Below are 17,187 nucleotides of genomic sequence, written 5' to 3'. Positions count from 1 at the left end.
AGACGACCGCCGACCGGTGGGACGGCCCACCCCCACCGGCCGGCGGTTCCGCTTAGAGGGCGAGGACGCGGAGGAAGCGGTGCGGCTGGGCGGCGTCGCCGGGGGCGACGACGGGAACGTCCGCCGCCTCGACCCAGGCGTGGAACCGGTACGGGTCGGGGACGGCTCCGAGGCACCAGTTCAGGCGGCGTCCCGTCAACGCCGTCATGAGGACGGCCGCGAGGGACTGTTCCATGCACGCGGCGCGGAACGGGTACCTTCGGGCCGCGCGCTCGACGGCCGCGACGATCCGGGTGGCACGTTCTACCGGGACGTCCGCGCGGCACCACAGCCGGGTCAGCGACACGGCCGCGCAGGCGGCGCGGAACGGCGCCTTCGTCAGAATCACCGCCGCGACCAGGAACGGGAAAGCCGCCAGCGCGAGGATCCGGCCGGACGCGGACCGCGCGGGCACGGCGGCCTCGACCATGGTGACCGCTTCGCCCGCCGAGCACGACGCCGGGTCAGCCTTGAGGAGCCCGCGTTGGACGAGGTCGCCGAGCAGGCGCGCCGCGTCCTCACGCAACTGGTCGGCCGGGACGTCCGGGTGCCGTCCCGCGACGGCGGCGACGGACTGCTCGAACCCGGAGCCCTCGCTCCAGTGCCGCCACAGCAGCCCGGCGGTCGTGTTGAGCGCGTGCCATTGGCCGGTCTTCCGGTTGAGCACGACCACCCCGCCGTGCGCGTTGGACCGGTGGTCGAGGTGGGCGGGCACTTCGATGGCGAGCATGGCGAACCTCTTGGTCTGGTGGCTTGGTCTGGTGGCTTGGTCTGGTGGGACGGGAGACGGAGTCAGGGGCGCGCGGCGGGTTCCGGGCCCGCCGGCGCGGGCAGGCCCGGGACGGGCGGCGCGGGCGAGCGCAGCCACGCCTCGGTCGCGAGCAGCACGTTCAGCGACCCCAGCGGCACCTCCACGCCCGCCAGCAGCCGGTCGACGGTGCGGCCGACCGCGGCGGGGTCGACGACGCCGAGGTCGGCGAGCCGGGAGCCGGCGAGCAGCCCGCGGATCGCGGCGGCGGCGCGGCGGGCGCCGCGGTAGTCCTCGCCGGTGTAGTCGCCCTTGGTGCGGCGGCCCAGCACCTCGCCGGGCACGAGGCCGTGCACGGCGCGGGCGAGCAGCGGTTTGAAGGCGTCCGGCGCGACCTTCGCGGACGCCGGGACGCGCAGGCACGCCGCCACGACCGCGTCGTCCAGGAACGGCGCGTGCACCGCGACGCCGAGTCCCGCGCCGAGTTCGCGCAGGTGCCGTTGCGTGTCGGCGGAGTGCCGCAGCTCGGTCCGCGCCGCCATGTCCGCCGCCGAGCGGACGCCGGGCACGGCGCTCCCACCGGCGGCGAGGTCGGCGAGGTCGGCGCGGGCGCGCGGGGTCAGCCACCGCAGGGCATCGGGCGCGACCGGCCACCAGGCGACGCCGTCCGGCCAGCCGAAGGCGCCCGGCTCCGGCGGCCGGGCCAGCGTCCCGGCCAGCGCGGACAGCGCTTCGGCCGGATCGCACTTGGCCGTCCGCCGGGCCCGGACGGCGAGCCCGAACGCCGACGTGTGCCGGAGCCTCGCCTGCCGCGCGCAGTGCGCGGCGAACCGCCGCGCGGACCCGGGACGGGCGAGTTCGGCCAGGTAGGACGGGGCGGCCCCGAGCAGCGCGTCGGCGCCCTCCCCGGTCAGGTGCAGCCGCGCCCGGACGGCCGCGGCGTGCTGGAGCCGCAGCGCGGAGCGCCGCCAGGCCAGCGCGCCCGGCGCGGGCTCACCGAAGGCGGCGGGCTCCCCGAGCGCCTGGTAGGGCAGGGTGTCGTCGGTGCCGTGCACGACCGCCGGACGCAGCCGCGAGTCGAGCGCGGCGCTCCGCGACGCCTCCGCGAGGTCGGCCGCCGGGACGGCGGGATGGTGGTAGGTGACGGCCTCGACCGGCGCGGCGGCGTGCCGGGCCGCGAGGAACGCGACGGACGTCGAGTCGAGCCCGCCGCTCAGATCGGCGGACACCGGCTCGGACTCGGTCGCACCAGCACAGCGCAGCCGGACGGCCTCGTCCAGCGCGGCCCGCAGCTCGCGGGCCCCTTCGTCCAGCGACACCAGTTCGCGGGCGGAGCCGCCCGGCGTGGCCTGTCGGCCGGACGAGGTGATGTGCAGCCAGGTGCCGGACGGGAGTCGCGTGACGTCCTGGTACGGGGAGCGGTCGCCCCACAGAGGCATGACGTGCGGGCAGGCGATGCGGCCCGCGAACGACAGCGGGTCGAACCCGCGCCCGTGCGCCTCGGCCACGAGATTCGGATGGGTGCCGACGACCGTCTCGCCCGCGCGCCCGGACGAGTACAGCGGGAACTGCCCCGCCAGGTCGGTGCGCGCCTGGAACTCGCAGGCGTAGGGCGGCTCGCCGGGACGCGGAAGCCGGACGATCAGGATGAGGCAGGCGCCGAAACGCCCGGTGAGCCGGTCCGGGTCGCCGGATTCCAGGGCGGCGCGGAAGTCGGCGGCGACCGTCCCGGCGCCGGCGAGACGGTGGTCGGCGAGATGGTGGTCGGCGAGATGGTGGTCGGCGAGATGGTGCCCGGCGACGAGGAGCCGCGCGGACGGCTGCCGGACCGAGATCACCTCGTCCGGACGCCATCCGCCGTAGAGGCGGACGCCGGGGACGTCGTCCCACACCGGGCTCCCGGCGAGGGCCGGCGGCGCCCCGGACGCGGACGCCACGGCGATCACGCCGGGCGGTGTGCCGCGGGCCATGGCATTACCAGTAGTACTGGGAATTGGCGTCCGAGGTTCCGCTGGCGGAGCTGCCCTTCACGAGGTCGCGGATCGTACCGACGTCCAGGACCGCGGGCGGCTCGTAATTCGATTCGGTGATCTTGGGAAGCGGGCCGGCAAGGTGGTCGGCGCCTTGGTCGGTGCGGCCGGGGAGGATGTCCCCGGAAAGGCTGGGAATGGTCATGGCGTTCCTCGCGTTCGCGGACATGGCCTGCTCATGCGCGCCGCCACCGCCGAGCACAACCTCGGGTTTCTTCAAAAAGCGTAACACCGAACGCGGCTCTGTAAAGCCGAACGCAGGCAAACTCTGCGGGTCGAAAATGCAGGATAGATTCAGAGAATTGGAGGCTTTGAATCTAACGGTGCGCCGGACGCGCCATTGCGGCACGGTTAGAATCAGCCAGCCGGAAATCGAGTACCGAATCAATCCCGGTAGGTGGTGCCCTCCAGGCCGAGCAGCAGCGCGCCCTGCGCGGACGCGTGCTCGACGGTGCTGGCCTCCACCACGAACCCGGTGTCGGCCTCGTAGGCGGCCGTCATCGCGGTGGCCTCGATCGCGTCCCGGCACGGGCCGAGCACCAGCGACCCGGCCTGGGCGAGGCTCCCGCCCACCACCACGACGTTGGGGTTGATGATGTTGCAGGCGTTCCCGATGGCGTATCCGAGCTGCGTCCCGGCCTCGCGGAGCATGCGGCCCGCGAGCGCGTCCCCGGTCCGGGCCTTCTCGATCATGTCGGTCAGCCCGCGATAGGCGGTGATCTTGTCGCCGAGCACCAGCCGGGCCCGGTCGACCAGCCGGTCCGCGCCGATCAGGGTCTCCAGGCAGCCGCGCCCCCCGCACAGGCAGAACCGGCCGTTCGGGTCGACCATGACGTGCCCGATCTCGCCCGCCACCCCGTTCGCCCCGCGGAACAGCCGCCCGCCCACGCACAGCCCCGCCCCGACGCCGGTCGACGCCTTCACATAGAGCAGGATCTCCCGGCCGGAGTGGGCGTAGATGCTCTCCGCGAGCGCGCCGAGGTTGGCGTCGTTGTCGAGGAGGGGCCGCGGCAGCGGCGCCCGCTCGCCGCCCCCGGTGGCGGCCCGCAGGTCGGCGAGCTCCTCGGCGAGCGCGACGTCCGGGACGCTCCCCTTCTCCCAGGGCGGCAGCGTCGGCGGCGCGAACCTGCCCGTCCGCGGGGAGATCATCCGCGGCACGGCGAGCCCGAGGGTGGCGAGGTCGTGCGGCTCGCCGAACTCCGAGACGAGCTCCTGCACCGCCACCGCCACCGCGCGCACCCAGTGCGTCTCGCCGCTGGACGCCCCGACCTGGAGGGTGCGGCTCACGCACTCGTGCCGCTCCTGGTGGGCGAGCCTGCCGACGATCACCGTCTTCTGGTAGCCGAGCTCGACCCCGACCGCGACGCCCTCGACCGGGGCGAGCCGGACGAGCGTGTCGCGGCCCTGCTTCTCCGTGCGGACGATCCCGTTGCGCTCCAGCTCGCGGACCGCCTCCGAGACCGTGGCGGACGACATGCCGCTGCGCCGGACGAGGTCGGTCTGGTTGCCCGCGCGGCTCAGCACGGCCCGGACGATCTTCTGCCGGTTCTCCTGCTTCGCACCCCTGGTCACGCTCAACAGCTCACGCAGCCGCACGCCCGTCCCCCTACCGTCGAGTCGACCCCGCCTCATTTCTCGGCCTTTTCAACATAAATGAGGCGGACATCGCTCGAAGTGAACTGACGTTCGGCTTGATTAAGCCGTTATGCGAGGCCCAAGGCGCGCCGGATTCTCCGGTATTACGGCGCGCCGCAAACAGAATTGTGCACCGTCCGGCGGCAGTGGTTCAGCGGTGTGGTTCAGCGGTGGTGGATCACATCCCGGACCGGCTGCGCGCGAAGGCCCCCTTGGCCGCGACGTGGCGGTCGGTGATGAGCAGCACCGGAACTCGGCCGAGCATGTCGGCGTGCTGCGCGCCGCGGCAGACCATCCGCTCCCGGAACGGGGTGTCGGACACCAGCAGCTCGCCGATTCCGGGGGCCTGCAGCACGCTCCCGCCGAGCCAGACCTCCGCGCCCTCCGGGTGCGACACGAGCAGCAGGTCGCGGAGGAACTGGCCGAGTATCCCGCCGTACAGCGAGAGCAGTTCGCGCGCGAAGCCGTCGCCCGCACCGGCCGCCGCCGTGAGCACCGGGCCGAGCTCGCCGCCGGACGCGATCCGCTCCGCGACCCGTTCCCGCAGGCCGGGGCCCGCGTCGCGGCGCGTGCTGAGGAAGTCGTACAGGTGCCCGAACCCGGCCAGGCCGCCGAGCACCTGCTCGACCGTGACGACCGGCCCGCCCGCCGACGCGCGGACGAACCGCAGCAGCGCCTCCTCGTCGTCCGTCACCGGCTGCCACGACACGTGGCCCGCCTCGCTGGACCGGACGGCGCCGTCCGCGTCCACGACGGCCGCGCCCACGCCGGTGCCGACCGCGACGACCGCGCGGGCCGCGCCGCCGAGCCGCGGGACGTCGGGCAGCAGCGCGCGGTAGCCGTTGCCGTCGAGCTCGCCCGCGCCCATCGCGGTCGCGACCAGGTCGTTGACGACCGCGACGTCGACGCCGTGCGCGGCGGCGAACGCCGCCCGGCGGAACACCGGCCACGCGGGGCGGTTCGTCACGTGCACGTCGCCGTCCGGCAGCACCCGGCCCGCGACGCCCGCGACGAGCGCGCGCGGGACGCACCCGGCCAGCCGGAAGCAGTCGCTCAGCAGGTCGTCCAGCGAGTCGTAGCGCTCGCACCGCGTCTCCACGGACCGGACCTCGCCGGTGCGCGGATCGGGGTAGCGCATGTGCGCCTTCGTGCCGCCGACATCGACTCCGGCGCCGCCGGTGCGCGGCAGTCCGCGCCCGGGTCCGTCCGTTCTGGCCGTCATCGCCACTCCCTCTGGGACGTTCATGGCACTTCCCTCTCCTTTCCCTGGACGTCCTGCTGGGGCCCGCCGAAATGCACTGACCTGATCCAGCGCAGTCGGCGCAGGACGTGTTCGATGTCGTCGACGGCCGAGCGCAGCGCCGCGCCCTCGCCGTCCGGTTCGTGGACCGCCGTGGAGCGGACGAGGTCCGCCGCGCACGCGACCAGCTCGCCCGTCGCGCGGACGACCCGCCCGTCGTAGCCGGTGGCGCTGCTCGCGGCGGCCAGCCCGGCGAGGCGGTCGAGCGCGGCGTCCAGGGCGGCCGCGGCGTCCTCGGGGGTCGCGGCGCCGTCCGGGATCGTTCCGGCGTCCGCGGTCATTCCGACGTCCCGGAGCGGCCGCGGATGAGCAGGCGGGGCAGGCTTTTCAGCATGTGGGTGCTCTCCACGTGGGTCCGCGCGATGTTGAGGTCTTCGAGCGCGGTCAGCTTCGCCAGCGGGGACACGTCCCGCACCCGTGTGCCCTCCAGGTCGATGGACCGCAGCTTGGTCAGCTTCGCGAGCGGCGACACGTCCACGACCGGCGCGTCGACGAGCGACAGCTCCTCCAGCCGGGTCAGCCCGGCGAGCGGGCCCAGGTCGCGGACGGACGTCCCGCTCAGGTCGAGGACGCGCAGCGTCCGCAGCGGCGCCAGCTCCGCGGCGTCGGCCAGCGCGCACGACACCTCAAGGTGCGTCAGCCGCGACACCGACGCCAGGTGCGGCAGGTACGCCGGGTCCTGGACGGCGACCGGGATGCCGGTGAGGTCCATCCCGGCGAGGACCTCGGCGGCGAACGCCTCGGGCGTCTGCGAGTCGTACCAGGCCCGCACCACCTCGGCCCGGACGGTCTCGTTGTGGTGCTCCCGGAAGCGCTTCAGCATGCCGAGCGTCTGCGGGCCGCCGACCAGCCGGATCGTCAGCACCGTCGCGGCGGCCTGCTCGCCGCGCGGCGGCCGCCCGTCGATCGCCTCCGCGAGCAGGTCGAGGACGAACTCGCCGGCCGCCGCGAGGCTCGCCGCCTCGTCGGCGTTGCGCGGCGGCAGCAGGCCGCGCGTCTTGCTGCGGATGCGCTCCGACAGCTCGGGGTCGACGATGTCGACGTCGGCGATGCAGGCCGCCGCGAGCAGCCACAGCCGCCGCGCCTCGGTGGACCCGCCGCGCTTCTCGGCCCGCGACACGAGCCCCTGCAGGATGAGGCGCTGCCGCTGGTCCTCGCGCTGCTGCTGCCCGACGACCATGATCAGGACGTCCTGGAAGAGCGGGTCGTCGGCGTTGCGGAGCAGCTCGTCGACGTAGTTCTTGCGGAACACCTCGATCCCGGCGAGGTAGTCCTGGAAGCTCGGATGGCAGAACTCCATCAGGTCGCCGTCGAACTGGAGCACCCCCGACCGCTCCACGAGACGGCGCAGCACGAGCGCCGCCGCGCCCTGCCCTCCCGTGTGCCCTCCCGTGTGCCCTCCCGGGTACGCGCCCGGATGCCCGCCCGGGTGCCCGTCCGCGTCCGGGAAGTGGACGCGGACGCTGGGCAGCAGGTCCTCGATGAGGTTGAGGGCGTCGCGCTCCGGGATCGTCCGGCGGAAGTTGTGCGTCATCCACATCGCCATGTTGGCGAGGAACGCCTCGCTCTGGACGTAGGTGAGGGTGACCGTGTCCTCCGGCACCCCGCGCTCCCGGTCGAGGTTCTCCAGCAGCATCTCCAGCGCGGCGCGGTACAGCGCGATGCGCCCGCGCGGAAGCTCGGCGCTGCGCACCCGGTTCAGCGCGCACAGCACGCTGCACAGCAGCGGGTTGGTCGCCAGCCTGGACAGGTCGCGCCGCTTGAAGAGGGCCTTCTTGAGCGCCACCCGCGGGTCGGGACGGTCGTCGGCGTCGGCCGAGACGACCCGCGCGCTCCCGTACCAGCGGTCGATGAACCGGTCCACCTGGAGCGGGGTCATCGGGTCGAGCGTGGTGGTCACGTAGCCGCGGCGGCGCAGGACGCGCTGCTCCTCGTCCAGCTCGCCCGCCGGACGGGACGTGACGACGAACCGCGCGTCCGGGAAGGCCTCCTCCAGTTCGCGCAGCCAGTCGAGCACCGCGCGCCTGCACCGCGACGGCACCTCGTCCAGGCCGTCCAGCAGGACGGCGGCGCGCCCGCCGCGCAGCAGGTCGGAGGCCCAGCCGTCCGGGATCGTGCCCTGGAGCATCCGCACCGCCTGCACCGGGAAGCTCTCCGGGGCGGGCAGGTCGAGGTCGCCGTTGCGCAGGAACTGGCGCAGCCGGAGCGGGAACGGCACGACGTCGCGCCAGGACTGGAGCTGTTCGGGGAGGCGGTCGCGGCACAGGTTGAGCGTGAGCATCTTCAGCAGCGTCGACTTGCCCGCGCCCGCCGACCCGATCAGCAGCACCCGGGAGCTGGTGGCGAGCAGGCTCTCGAAGGGGCGGCCGCGCGCCGTGGTCTGCCGCTCGCCGCCGTCCGCCGACTTCGTCCCGCGGTCGGTCCGCACCCGTGTCGACAGCTCCACGTACGCGGTGTCGAGCGGGTACTCCACGTCCTCCTCGGGCAGCGCCAGGCCGAACAGCCTGGTGTTGCGGTGCCGCCGGGAGAGCAGCGCGCGGTAGCGCTCCTCGAACGACAGCGTGACGCGGTCGCCGCCGGGGAGGCGTTCGTCCAGCTCGCCCAGCTTGCGGAAGATCTCCAGGAGCGTCCGCGCGGTGAACTCGGGATTGCGGGTGAAGTACTCGACGATCTGCGTGGCGCAGGGCCCGACCATCAGCTCGTAGAGCCGCCGGCCGCGCTCGCTCAGCCCCTGGGCCGGGTCGTGCGCGGCCTCGGTCATCGCGGCGGCGAGCCGGTCCGGGTCGGCGTAGACGTCGTGCAGGGTCTCCCAGGTGACGTCGCCGAGCGCCATCAGCGTCCGCGCGACGGCCTCCACGACGGCGTCGCCGTCGTCCTGCAACCGCAGGTCGGGGTGCTCCTCGGTGACGACCCGCGCCATCTTCCCGGCGAGCCTCCGGACCTCCCGCGCGACGATCGTCCGCGCGTCGCCCCGGCTGAGGACGCCCCGCCCCTTGAAGCCGATCTGGTCGGCCAGGCCCGCGCCGGGCAGCGGAGCCGGCATGAGCTTGCCGATCAGCGGTTTCACCACCGCCGCCGCGAGCGGGCCGATCGGTACGTCCACGAGACCACCCCTCCCGCGACCGCCGGGGGACGGTCGCGGAATTACCGCCGAAATCAACGCCGCCGGGAGTGTAACGCGAAATGGAAAGGCGTCCCGTTTCGATCTTGAATGAAGGCCACATTTGGACACTTCATTTCTAACGGTCGGATCGTGCGATCCAATCGCGCGGCATTTTCTTTTCGACGGGAAAGGGCGGCCGGGCGGCCGCGGTCAGCGGCCGGTGGTGCCCGCGGGCGGGGCGGTGAGCGCGTAGATCAGCAGGACGCACATCGCGATCGTCAGCACCGACCACAGCGGGAACGCCTGGAGGAAGGCCAGGTGCCCGATCGCGGCGACGACGGCGAAGAAGACGCCGACCGCGCGGGCCCACAGCTTTCCGGACAGGATTCCCGCGCCGACCGCTATCTGGACGATCCCGAGGATCAGCCAGATCCAGCCCCACGCGGTGTAGTCGAAGACGAGGATCCTGTTCTCGCCGACGAGGTAGTAGTTGTCCCGGAAAAGGGCGACCAGCCCGTCGATGATGTTGAACGCGCCGACCACCAGCGAGAGGGTCCCGGCGAAGGTCAGCCAGCCGGACGTCCGGTACCGCCGCTCCGGGACGGAGCCGGCGCCATGGGTCATCCTGCTCGTCATCGAACCTCCCTGAATCAGGTACCGGGGTGCTAATCACGTGGTACCGGGGTGCAGGGAGAAATGCCACAGATCGACCCCCGCAAACCCTGATCAATGGCCGCTTGTCCATTTCTTGGGCGGTGATTTACCGCCCTCCGGCGCGCGGATCAACCAGGCGTGGCCGCGCCGAGGCTGCGCAGGACGAAGGTCGTCACGCGGGCGACGGTCTCGTCCAGGTCGCGGGCGCCCTGGCCGAGCGGGTAGCGCTCGGCGCCGAGGCAGGCGAGGACGAGGTGCGCCGTCCCGGCCGGGTCGCACGGCGCGAACTCCCCGGTCTCGACGCCGTCCTCGATCATCTCGGTGAGCAGCCGCCCCAGCGGGCGGACGTGGGCGTGCATCTCCCGGTAGCCGTCCGGGCCGAGGAGGGTCGCCAGCTCCGGCCCGGCGGGCTGCGGGTAGGCGGCGAAGTCGGCGAGCTGCTGCCGGACGTACATGGTGATGCGCTCGGTCGGCCCGGCGGCGCCCGCGAGCGCGCGGTGCAGCTCGTCGGTGAAGCGGGTCGTCTCGTGCTCGGCGTGCGCGATGATCAGCGCCCGGACGTCCGGGAAGTAGTTGTAGACGACGCTGCGGTTCAGCCCCGACCGGCTCGCGACCTCGGCCATGGACAGCCGGTCGACGCCGTCCTTCGCCATGATCTCGCGGACGGCCACGAGGACGCGCTCGCGCGTCGCGGCGCGGTGCTCGTCGAGGGAGCCGGTGATGCGGGGCACGCCCGCATGCTAGAAGGCAGCAATACTACGAGACGTAGTAGCAGACTGTCTGTATCGTTGCCCGCGTGAAATCCGACCCGGGCACCACGACCCTCGATTCAGATGCCGGCGCGGCCTGCACGGTGAACGGCCTGGTCCGCGCCTATCGAGGCACGGACCGCCGCGCCGTCGACGACGTGTCCTTCGACGTCCGGCCCGGCGAGGTGTTCGGCGTGCTCGGCCGGAACGGCGCGGGAAAGACGACGCTGGTCCGCATGCTGGTCGGCCTCCTGCGCCCGGACGGCGGGACGGTGCGCGTCGCCGGTTCCGACGTGACCGGACGCGCCGCCGACGCCGCCGCGCACGTCGCCTACCTGCCGCAGGCCGAGTCCGCGCTGACCGACATGAGCGTGCGGACGGCGGTCGAGACGACGGCCCGGCTGCGCGGCCTCCCCCGCGCGGACGCCCGCCGCGAGACCGCCGACCTGCTCGCCGAGCTGGAGCTGACCGGCCTCGCGGGCGCGCGGGTCGGGAAGCTGTCCGGCGGGCAGCGCAGGCTCGCCGGGGTCGCCGCCGCGCTCGCCGGTGGCCGCCGCCTCCTGGTCCTGGACGAGCCGACCACCGGCCTCGACCTCGACGCCCGCCGCGCCGTGTGGCGGGCGCTCGACCGGCGGCGGGCCGGCGGCGCGGCCGTCGTCCTCGTCACGCACAACGTGCTGGAGGCGGAGACCGTCCTCGACCGCGTGCTGGTCCTGCACCGGGGCCGGACGGTCGCCTGCGACACCCCGGGACGGTTGAAGGAGCGGTTCGGCGGGCTCGTCCGGCTCGACCTGTCCTGGCGGGACGCGCCGCCGCTCAGCCCCGCCGACCTCGGCGGCGAGGTCCGCGCGACCGGGAACCGCTGGTCGGTGCGGCTGCCGCTGGAGGACGCGCGGCGGGCGCTCGACACCGTCCTGACCGGGGCCGCCTACGCCGCGCTCGACGACTTCGGCCTCGCCCCGCCCGGCCTGGAGGACGTCCTGCTCGCCTGCGACGCCGAGGAGCGGGGCGCATGACACCGATGATCACGAGCATCGCCGCCGTCCACGCCGCGCAGCTCGGCCGGGCCCGCGCGGGCGGCGGCGCGGTGGTGGTCGTCGCGACCGTCCAGTCCCTCGCGATCCTCGCGCTGCTGCGCGGCGTCGGCGGCACGGCCGACACGGGCGCGCGGGCCGCCGTCGTCTCCGGCGCCGTCCTCACGGTCGTCGCGTTCATCGCCTGGAACCTGCTCGCGCAGCGGCTCGCCGCGCTCAAGGCGGGCGGCGGCCTCGACTACTTCGGCACGCTCCCCGTCCGCCCGGCCGCGGTCGTGCTCGGGTTCTGCTCCAGTTACGCGGTGTTCGCCGTGCCGGGCGTCGCGCTGACGGCGGTCGCGGGGATCGCGCTGTTCGGGCTGCCGTTCGCGCAGCTCTGGGTGCTGGTCCCGGCGGCGGTCACGGCGGCCGTCGCGTTCGGCGGGCTCGGCGCGCTGAGCGGGCTCGGCCCGGCCCGTCCGGAGACCGCGACGCTCGCCGGGCAGCTCGGCCTCACCGCCGTGATGTTCGCCGGGCTGATCCCGCCCGGACCGCTGCCCGGCTGGGTCGCGGCGGCCCGCGCCGCGACGCCGCTCGCCTACGACGTGGACGCGTTCGCGTCCGCGCTCACCGCGCACCCCGACTGGCCTGGCATCGCGCTCCGCCTCGCCGGATCCGCCCTGTTCGGCGTGGGCTGCCTGGCCCTCGCCGCCCGCGCGTACGGGCGGTCCCTGAACCGCTGACGGGCCCCTCGGGGTTCGTCCGTCCCGGTACGATTCGGCGGGCGAGTACGGATTTCGGTACCAGCGACGTTCGGCGGAGGCATGGCAGCGAGCGGGCGGACGCCCGGAAGGCGGCCCGGCGCCGCGCGGACCCGCGAGACGATCCTCGACGCGGCCCGCCGGTGCTTCGCGGAGGACGGCTACGCCGGGACGTCCATCCGCCGGATCGCCCGCGACGCGGACGTCGACCACGCCCTCGTCCTCCACTTCTTCGGCACGAAGGACGCGCTGTTCGGCGTCGTGCTGCGCTCCGTCCCGCTGCTCTCGGGCCTCGTCCGCGAGGTGGGCGAGGGCGGTCCGGACGGTCTCGGCGAGCGGTTCGTCCGCGGCTACCTCGGCCTCTGGGAGGACCCGGACGCCGGGCCCTGGCTGCGGGTCGTCGTCCGGGCGGCGTCCGCGTCGCCGAACGCGGCGGCGGCGCTCACGTCGCTCATCGCCGACGAGGTCATGGCCGTCCTCGCCCGCCGCATCGGCGGGGACGACGCGGAGCTGCGCGCGAACCTGATCGGCGCCCAGCTCCTCGGCGTCGCGACGGCCCGCTACGTGCTGCGGACGGAGCCCCTCGCCTCCGCCGCCCACGAGGACGTGGTCGCTCACCTGGCGCCACTCGTCCAGCACCTCGTGACCGGCGAGGCCGCCGCGCCCTGACCCGATCGTGCCACCCGGCTGGAATACCTGCCGGTCGTGCGGTGCAATGTCATATGTTGTTGAGCATGAAGGTGGATCTGCCGTCCCTGGGGCCCCGGCAGAAGGTCCGCGAGCAGGTCGCGCACGCGCTGCGGGCGGCGCTCGTGTCCGGGGAGATGCGGCCGGGCGTCGTGTACTCGGCGCCGGCGATCGCCGTCCGGTTCGGGGTGTCGCCGACGCCGGTCCGCGAGGCGATGATCGACCTCGCGCGGGAGGGGCTCGTCGCCGTCGTCCGCAACAAGGGGTTCAAGGTCACCGAGCTGTCCGACCGCGAGCTGGACGAGATCACCGAGGTGCGGGAGCTGATCGAGGTGCCCGCCGTGGTGCGCGCCGCCGAGCGCGGGCAGGCCGCGCGGGTCCGCGCGCTGCGCCCGCTCGCCGGGGAGATCGTGGCCGCCGCGGAGCGCCGCGACGTCCTCGCCTACATCGACGCCGACCACCGCTTCCACCTCGAACTGCTCGGGCTGTGCGGCAACGCGCACCTCGTCCGGCTGGTGAGCGAGCTGCGGTACAAGGCGCGCCTGTACGGGGTGCCGCGGCTCGCCGAGCGCGGCGAGCTGGCGCCCTCCGCCCGCGAGCACGAGGACCTGCTCGACGCCGTCGCGGCGGGCGACGGCGATGGCGCCCGCACCCTGATGCGCCACCACCTCCGCCACATCCGCGGCATCTGGGCGGACCGTCCCGAACAACACGGGCCCGAACACCACCGGCCCGAAAGGCGCTGACCGGCCCGTCACGCCAGGTCCTCGCAGTGCCGGACGACCTGCTCGACGACCTCCACCTCGTCCGACGGCGGGTACCGGACGGCGACCCGGCCGGGGCCGTCGAGGTCCAGCGCGCCCGCCCGGGGCGTCGATCGGCCGCGGCGCCGGGCGCCGCGTCGAACACCTTGAAAACGATCTCCGGATTCGTCCGGCCGCGCAGGTACGCCCAAACCTCGGCGCGTTCCCGGCCGCCGTGCAGAATGGCGTTCGCGGCCAACTCCGAAATGATCAATTCCGCATCGGCGGCGGTTTCCGGCGGCAACTCGAATTGGGCGAGGACGGTACGGGCGATGCCCCGCGCGGCCCCCGCCGCGCGGGGTCCGGGCGGCAGCGCCCAGGCCGGGAAGGCGCCGCCGCCCACGTCGGTCATGTCAAGCTCGGCCAGCCGCGGCTTTTCCGCCATGACGATCACTTTCCATGAGACGCACGGGACGGCCCGGCCGGGAAGCCGCCGGGAGAGGGAGGCGGTGAGGAGGCCCTCTCCCGGCGGGAGGAGTACCGGCATTCTGTCCGCACTCCCCGGCCGCACGTCATCCGCTAGTGCATAATTTCCGGCTATGGATCTCGATATCAGCCATCTGCGCATGGTGTGCGCGATGGCGGAGACCGGGAGCATCACCCAGGCGGCGGCCCGGATGGGCATGTCGCAGCCCGCGATGTCGAACCAGCTGCGCCGCGTGGAGGAGATCGTCGGCGGGCAGCTGTTCGTCCGCAGCCGCACCGGTCTGGAGCCGACGACGCTGGGCGGCCAGGTCATCTCGCGGGCGCGGACCGTCCTGTCCGAGCTGGACACGCTGTTCGGCGACCTGCACGGCGGGGACGGCCCGGCCGGCACGCTCGGTCTCGGCTGCGTGCACCTGGCCTGCGTCGCGAGCATCGTCGCGCGGGTGAGCGAGGCGCTTCCCGGACGCACGGTGTCGCTGCGCATCGAGCCGTCGTCGATCCTGCTCGGCGACGCCCTGGCGCGCGGCCATCTCGACGCGGCGCTGATCGGGGTCATGGAGGGCTTCGACGTTCCGCTCAGCGCGCCGGTCGTGACCCGCACGCTGGTGCCGCGCTACCCGATCTACGTGACGCTCGCGGCGGCGCACCCGCTGGCGGACCGGGACGAGATCAGCCTCTCCGACCTGAAGGACGAGCACTGGATCGGTCCGCCGGGCGCGGACGACGGCTCGCTCGCCTCGCTGCGGGCGTCCTGCCGGAAGGCGGGCTTCGAGCCGACCGTCCAGTACGAGGCGCCGAGCGGCGCGGCGATCCCGCTGGTCGCGGCGGGCCAGGCGATCCGGCTGGTGGACCCGTCCTGGCCGCCGAACCCGGGCACGGTCGTCCGCCCGCTGGCGGGCGAGCCGCAGGTGGCGAAGCTCCTGGTGGCCTGGCGGCGGGACCGCCTGAGCCCGGAGAGCGCCACGGCCCTCTACCGCGGCCTGGCCGCCGCCTTCGTGGAACACGTGGGCAACAACCCGTCCTTCGGCGACTGGTGGGAGTCCCACCCGGAAGTTCACCCGATCGTCTAACCAGGACGGCGGGCCGCCGAGACCAGATCCGAACCAGCGAACCTATATTCTGATCGTTGGTGAGGAGGGGGCATATGGATCCGGTGGCCGATGCCCTGGTCGGGCTGCCGGAGCTCGGCGGGCGCGACAGCCTGCGCGGGCAGGTCGCCGAGGCGTTGCGGAACGCGCTGATCGGCGGAAAGCTGCGCCCCGGCGTGGTGTACTCCGCCCCCGCGCTGGCCGAGGAGTTCGGTGTGTCGGCGACGCCGGTCCGCGAGGCGATGATCGATCTGGTCCGGGACGGACTGTTCGAGGCCGTGCGCAACCGCGGGTTCCGGGTGGTGCCGCTGTCGGCGCGCGATCTCGCGGAGCTGACCGAGCTCCGGGAGATGGTCGAGGTGCCCGCCGTGGCGCGGCTCGCCGGGGCCCTCCCGGACGACGCGCTGCTCCGGCTCCGCGCCCTGGCCGCAGAGACCGCGACCGAGGCGGGCACGGGCGACCTCCTCCGGTTCCTGGACGCCGACCGCCGCTTCCACGCCGAGCTGCTCGCGCTGACGCAGAACAGGACGCTCGCGCGGACCGTCCTCGACCTGCGGAGCCGGTCCCGCATGTACGGGCTGGCGAAGCCCGCCGCGAAGGACGACCTGGAGACGGCGGCGGCCGAGCACGCCGAGCTGGTGGACGCGCTGGCCGACGGCGACACCGCCAAGGCGCGCGAGATCATGCTCCGCCACCTGGACCACGTGCGGAACGCCTGGAGCTGACGCTCCCCCGCGAGAACCCGCCGGAACTTCGGGTCTTGGCAAGTAGGGTTTTACATTTTACAGTGCAATTTCACATTGCAGAGCGGACGCCACCGCCTCCGGTGGCAGCCCCCGTCCGCGAAGGAGGAACCCCCCGATGGTCCGCCCGAAACGCAGTAGCGCGGCCCTGGCGATCGCCTCGGCCGCCGCGCTGACCTCGGTCTTCACGGCCGTACCGGCACACGCCGGTGCGCCCGCAGGCCGTGGCGCGTCCCCCGCGCACCCGCAGCAGGAGGCGAGGCAGGCACTCGTCCAGCAGATCGTCAAGGACCAGGGCGTCCCGGCGGCCGAGGCCGCGCGGCGCGCCGACCGGCAGCCCGCGCAGCTCAAGCTGGCCGCGTCGGTCGGCCGGACGCTCGGCGCCCGGTACGGCGGCGCCTGGATCGACCAGAGGCACGGCGGCAGGCTCACCGTCGGCGTGACCACGGACAAGGCGGCGCCCGCCGTGGCCGAGGCCGCCACGACAGCAGGGATGGGAGACACCGCGACGGCCCGCGTCCGGTACGGGTACCGGCACCTCCAGCGGGTGTCGGACGCGCTCGCCAAGCGGGTCGCCGAAGCCAACAAGGGCGCGAAGGACGGCCTCCAGACGGGGCTCGTCACGTCCGGGAACAAGGTGCGGCTGACCAGCCTGCGCGGCGCGCCGGTCACCGCCGCGCAGCGGGACGTCCTGCGCTGGGCGAAGCGCGAGTTCGGCGGCGCGGTCGAGGTCTCGGCCCACGCGCAGAGGTCGGTGCCGCGCTACTGCCAGGACGACTACGCCTGCGACCCGCCGCTCCGCTCCGGCCTGGCGATCTTCACCGGCGGCGCGCGCTGCACGTCGGCGTTCACGGCGTACTCCGGCGGCGGCTACTACATGATGACCGCCGGGCACTGCGCCGAGATCGGCTACTGGTGGGACGTCTCCACCTACAGCTACGGCTACCAGAACGTCGGGGGCGTCGCCGGCTACGAGTTCAGCTGGTACGGCGACTCGGCGATCGTCTCCGTCGGCGATCCCGGCTGGTGGCAGCCGCGCGGCTGGGTGCTCTACGAGACGCCGGTCTCCGGCAGCGAGGCCGACTACGTGGGCGGCTACGTCTGCAAGCAGGGCTCGACGACCGGCTACACCTGCGGGACGGTCACCGAGGTCGACGCCACCGTCTCCTACCCGGACCGGACGCTCTCCGGCATGACCTGGAGCACCGCGTGCGACGGTCCCGGCGACAGCGGCAGCGGCGTGTTCGCGGGCGGCTACGCCCACGGCATCCTGAGCGGCGGCCCGTTCTCCGGCTGCGGCATGATCCACGAACCGATCGGCCGGGCCCTGTCGGCCTGGGGCGTCTCACTGCTCACCGGCTGAGCCGCCGAGTACGAACGGCGCCGCGCCGGGCCCCCGACCCGGCGC

At 73.9% G+C, this 17,187-nt stretch carries 17 protein-coding genes and 1 pseudogene; 7 read left to right on the top strand and 11 right to left on the bottom strand.

The genetic code is table 11. From position 1 onward, the window contains the following. Nucleotides 1-52: 52 nt before the first annotated feature. The 9 genes from FXF68_RS12360 to FXF68_RS12320 form a co-directional block, all read right to left on the bottom strand. Entirely contained in the window at nucleotides 53-769 is a 717-nt protein-coding gene (locus FXF68_RS12360) for a lasso peptide biosynthesis B2 protein (protein ID WP_148759033.1), read from the bottom strand. Nucleotides 770-831: 62 nt separating this feature from the next. Then, the gene (locus tag FXF68_RS12355) at nucleotides 832-2,757 is read right to left on the bottom strand and encodes an asparagine synthase-related protein (RefSeq protein ID WP_148759032.1); all 1,926 of its coding nucleotides are present in this window, start codon (nucleotides 2,755-2,757) and stop codon (nucleotides 832-834) included. 4 nt (nucleotides 2,758-2,761) lie between these two features. Next, the gene (locus tag FXF68_RS12350) at nucleotides 2,762-3,205 is read right to left on the bottom strand and encodes a lasso RiPP family leader peptide-containing protein (RefSeq protein ID WP_148759031.1); all 444 of its coding nucleotides are present in this window, start codon (nucleotides 3,203-3,205) and stop codon (nucleotides 2,762-2,764) included. Continuing rightward, entirely contained in the window at nucleotides 3,202-4,413 is a 1,212-nt protein-coding gene (locus FXF68_RS12345) for an ROK family transcriptional regulator (protein ID WP_187437870.1), read from the bottom strand. Before FXF68_RS12345 ends, FXF68_RS12350 begins: the two co-directional genes overlap by 4 nt. Before the next feature lie 217 nt (nucleotides 4,414-4,630). Next, nucleotides 4,631-5,698, bottom strand: a complete 1,068-nt coding sequence (locus FXF68_RS12340; protein ID WP_148759029.1) for a glucokinase — start codon at nucleotides 5,696-5,698, stop codon at nucleotides 4,631-4,633. Continuing rightward, the gene (locus FXF68_RS12335; RefSeq protein ID WP_148759028.1) at nucleotides 5,695-6,033 is read right to left on the bottom strand and encodes a hypothetical protein; all 339 of its coding nucleotides are present in this window, start codon (nucleotides 6,031-6,033) and stop codon (nucleotides 5,695-5,697) included. Before FXF68_RS12335 ends, FXF68_RS12340 begins: the two co-directional genes overlap by 4 nt. Further along, complete coding sequence (locus FXF68_RS12330; RefSeq protein ID WP_148759027.1) at nucleotides 6,030-8,855, bottom strand: NACHT domain-containing protein; 2,826 nt, start codon at nucleotides 8,853-8,855, stop codon at nucleotides 6,030-6,032. Before FXF68_RS12330 ends, FXF68_RS12335 begins: the two co-directional genes overlap by 4 nt. Before the next feature lie 210 nt (nucleotides 8,856-9,065). After that, nucleotides 9,066-9,491, bottom strand: coding sequence for a DUF7144 family membrane protein (locus FXF68_RS12325; RefSeq protein ID WP_148759026.1), 426 nt, complete (start codon nucleotides 9,489-9,491; stop codon nucleotides 9,066-9,068). A gap of 146 nt (nucleotides 9,492-9,637) precedes the next feature. Then, complete coding sequence (locus FXF68_RS12320) at nucleotides 9,638-10,240, bottom strand: TetR/AcrR family transcriptional regulator (protein WP_148759025.1); 603 nt, start codon at nucleotides 10,238-10,240, stop codon at nucleotides 9,638-9,640. Nucleotides 10,241-10,305: 65 nt separating this feature from the next. On the opposite strand from FXF68_RS12320, the gene FXF68_RS12315 reads away from it, so the two are divergent. From FXF68_RS12315 to FXF68_RS12300, 4 genes are all read left to right on the top strand, one after another. Continuing rightward, nucleotides 10,306-11,274 (top strand): ABC transporter ATP-binding protein, encoded by a 969-nt coding sequence (locus FXF68_RS12315; RefSeq protein ID WP_222869897.1) that lies wholly within the window; start codon nucleotides 10,306-10,308, stop codon nucleotides 11,272-11,274. Further along, nucleotides 11,271-12,014 (top strand): ABC transporter permease, encoded by a 744-nt coding sequence (locus tag FXF68_RS12310; RefSeq protein ID WP_148759024.1) that lies wholly within the window; start codon nucleotides 11,271-11,273, stop codon nucleotides 12,012-12,014. Before FXF68_RS12315 ends, FXF68_RS12310 begins: the two co-directional genes overlap by 4 nt. Before the next feature lie 81 nt (nucleotides 12,015-12,095). Beyond that, nucleotides 12,096-12,701: a TetR/AcrR family transcriptional regulator gene (locus FXF68_RS12305; RefSeq protein WP_148759023.1), complete on the top strand. Its 606-nt coding sequence runs from the start codon at nucleotides 12,096-12,098 to the stop codon at nucleotides 12,699-12,701. A 65-nt stretch (nucleotides 12,702-12,766) separates the two neighbouring features. Beyond that, complete coding sequence (locus tag FXF68_RS12300; protein WP_246178646.1) at nucleotides 12,767-13,465, top strand: GntR family transcriptional regulator; 699 nt, start codon at nucleotides 12,767-12,769, stop codon at nucleotides 13,463-13,465. 8 nt (nucleotides 13,466-13,473) lie between these two features. On the opposite strand, the gene FXF68_RS12295 is transcribed toward FXF68_RS12300, so the two are convergent. Together FXF68_RS12295 and FXF68_RS44765 are read right to left on the bottom strand one after the other, a co-directional pair. Beyond that, on the bottom strand, nucleotides 13,474-13,674 hold the full coding sequence (locus FXF68_RS12295) for a hypothetical protein (RefSeq protein WP_148759021.1): 201 nt from the start codon (nucleotides 13,672-13,674) through the stop codon (nucleotides 13,474-13,476). Then, nucleotides 13,653-13,874: pseudogene (locus tag FXF68_RS44765) on the bottom strand (ATP-binding protein); the annotation flags it as partial. The gene FXF68_RS12295 and the pseudogene FXF68_RS44765, both read right to left, overlap by 22 nt. 187 nt (nucleotides 13,875-14,061) lie before the next feature. On the opposite strand from FXF68_RS44765, the gene FXF68_RS12285 reads away from it, so the two are divergent. The 3 genes from FXF68_RS12285 (at nucleotide 14,062) to FXF68_RS12275 (ending at nucleotide 17,142) form a co-directional block, all read left to right on the top strand. Continuing rightward, entirely contained in the window at nucleotides 14,062-15,018 is a 957-nt protein-coding gene (locus FXF68_RS12285; RefSeq protein ID WP_148759020.1) for a LysR family transcriptional regulator, read from the top strand. A 74-nt stretch (nucleotides 15,019-15,092) separates the two neighbouring features. Next, nucleotides 15,093-15,761, top strand: coding sequence for a GntR family transcriptional regulator (locus FXF68_RS12280; protein WP_148759019.1), 669 nt, complete (start codon nucleotides 15,093-15,095; stop codon nucleotides 15,759-15,761). A 136-nt stretch (nucleotides 15,762-15,897) separates the two neighbouring features. After that, on the top strand, nucleotides 15,898-17,142 hold the full coding sequence (locus FXF68_RS12275; RefSeq protein WP_148759018.1) for a S1 family peptidase: 1,245 nt from the start codon (nucleotides 15,898-15,900) through the stop codon (nucleotides 17,140-17,142). Nucleotides 17,143-17,187 lie beyond the last annotated feature (45 nt).

The sequence above is a fragment of the Actinomadura decatromicini genome (assembly GCF_008121305.1).
In the GTDB taxonomy this organism is placed as follows: Bacteria; Actinomycetota; Actinomycetes; order Streptosporangiales; family Streptosporangiaceae; genus Spirillospora; species Spirillospora syzygii.
The sequence above is the reverse complement of the archived record's forward strand: the minus strand, read 5'-3'. Positions and strand labels throughout refer to the sequence as shown.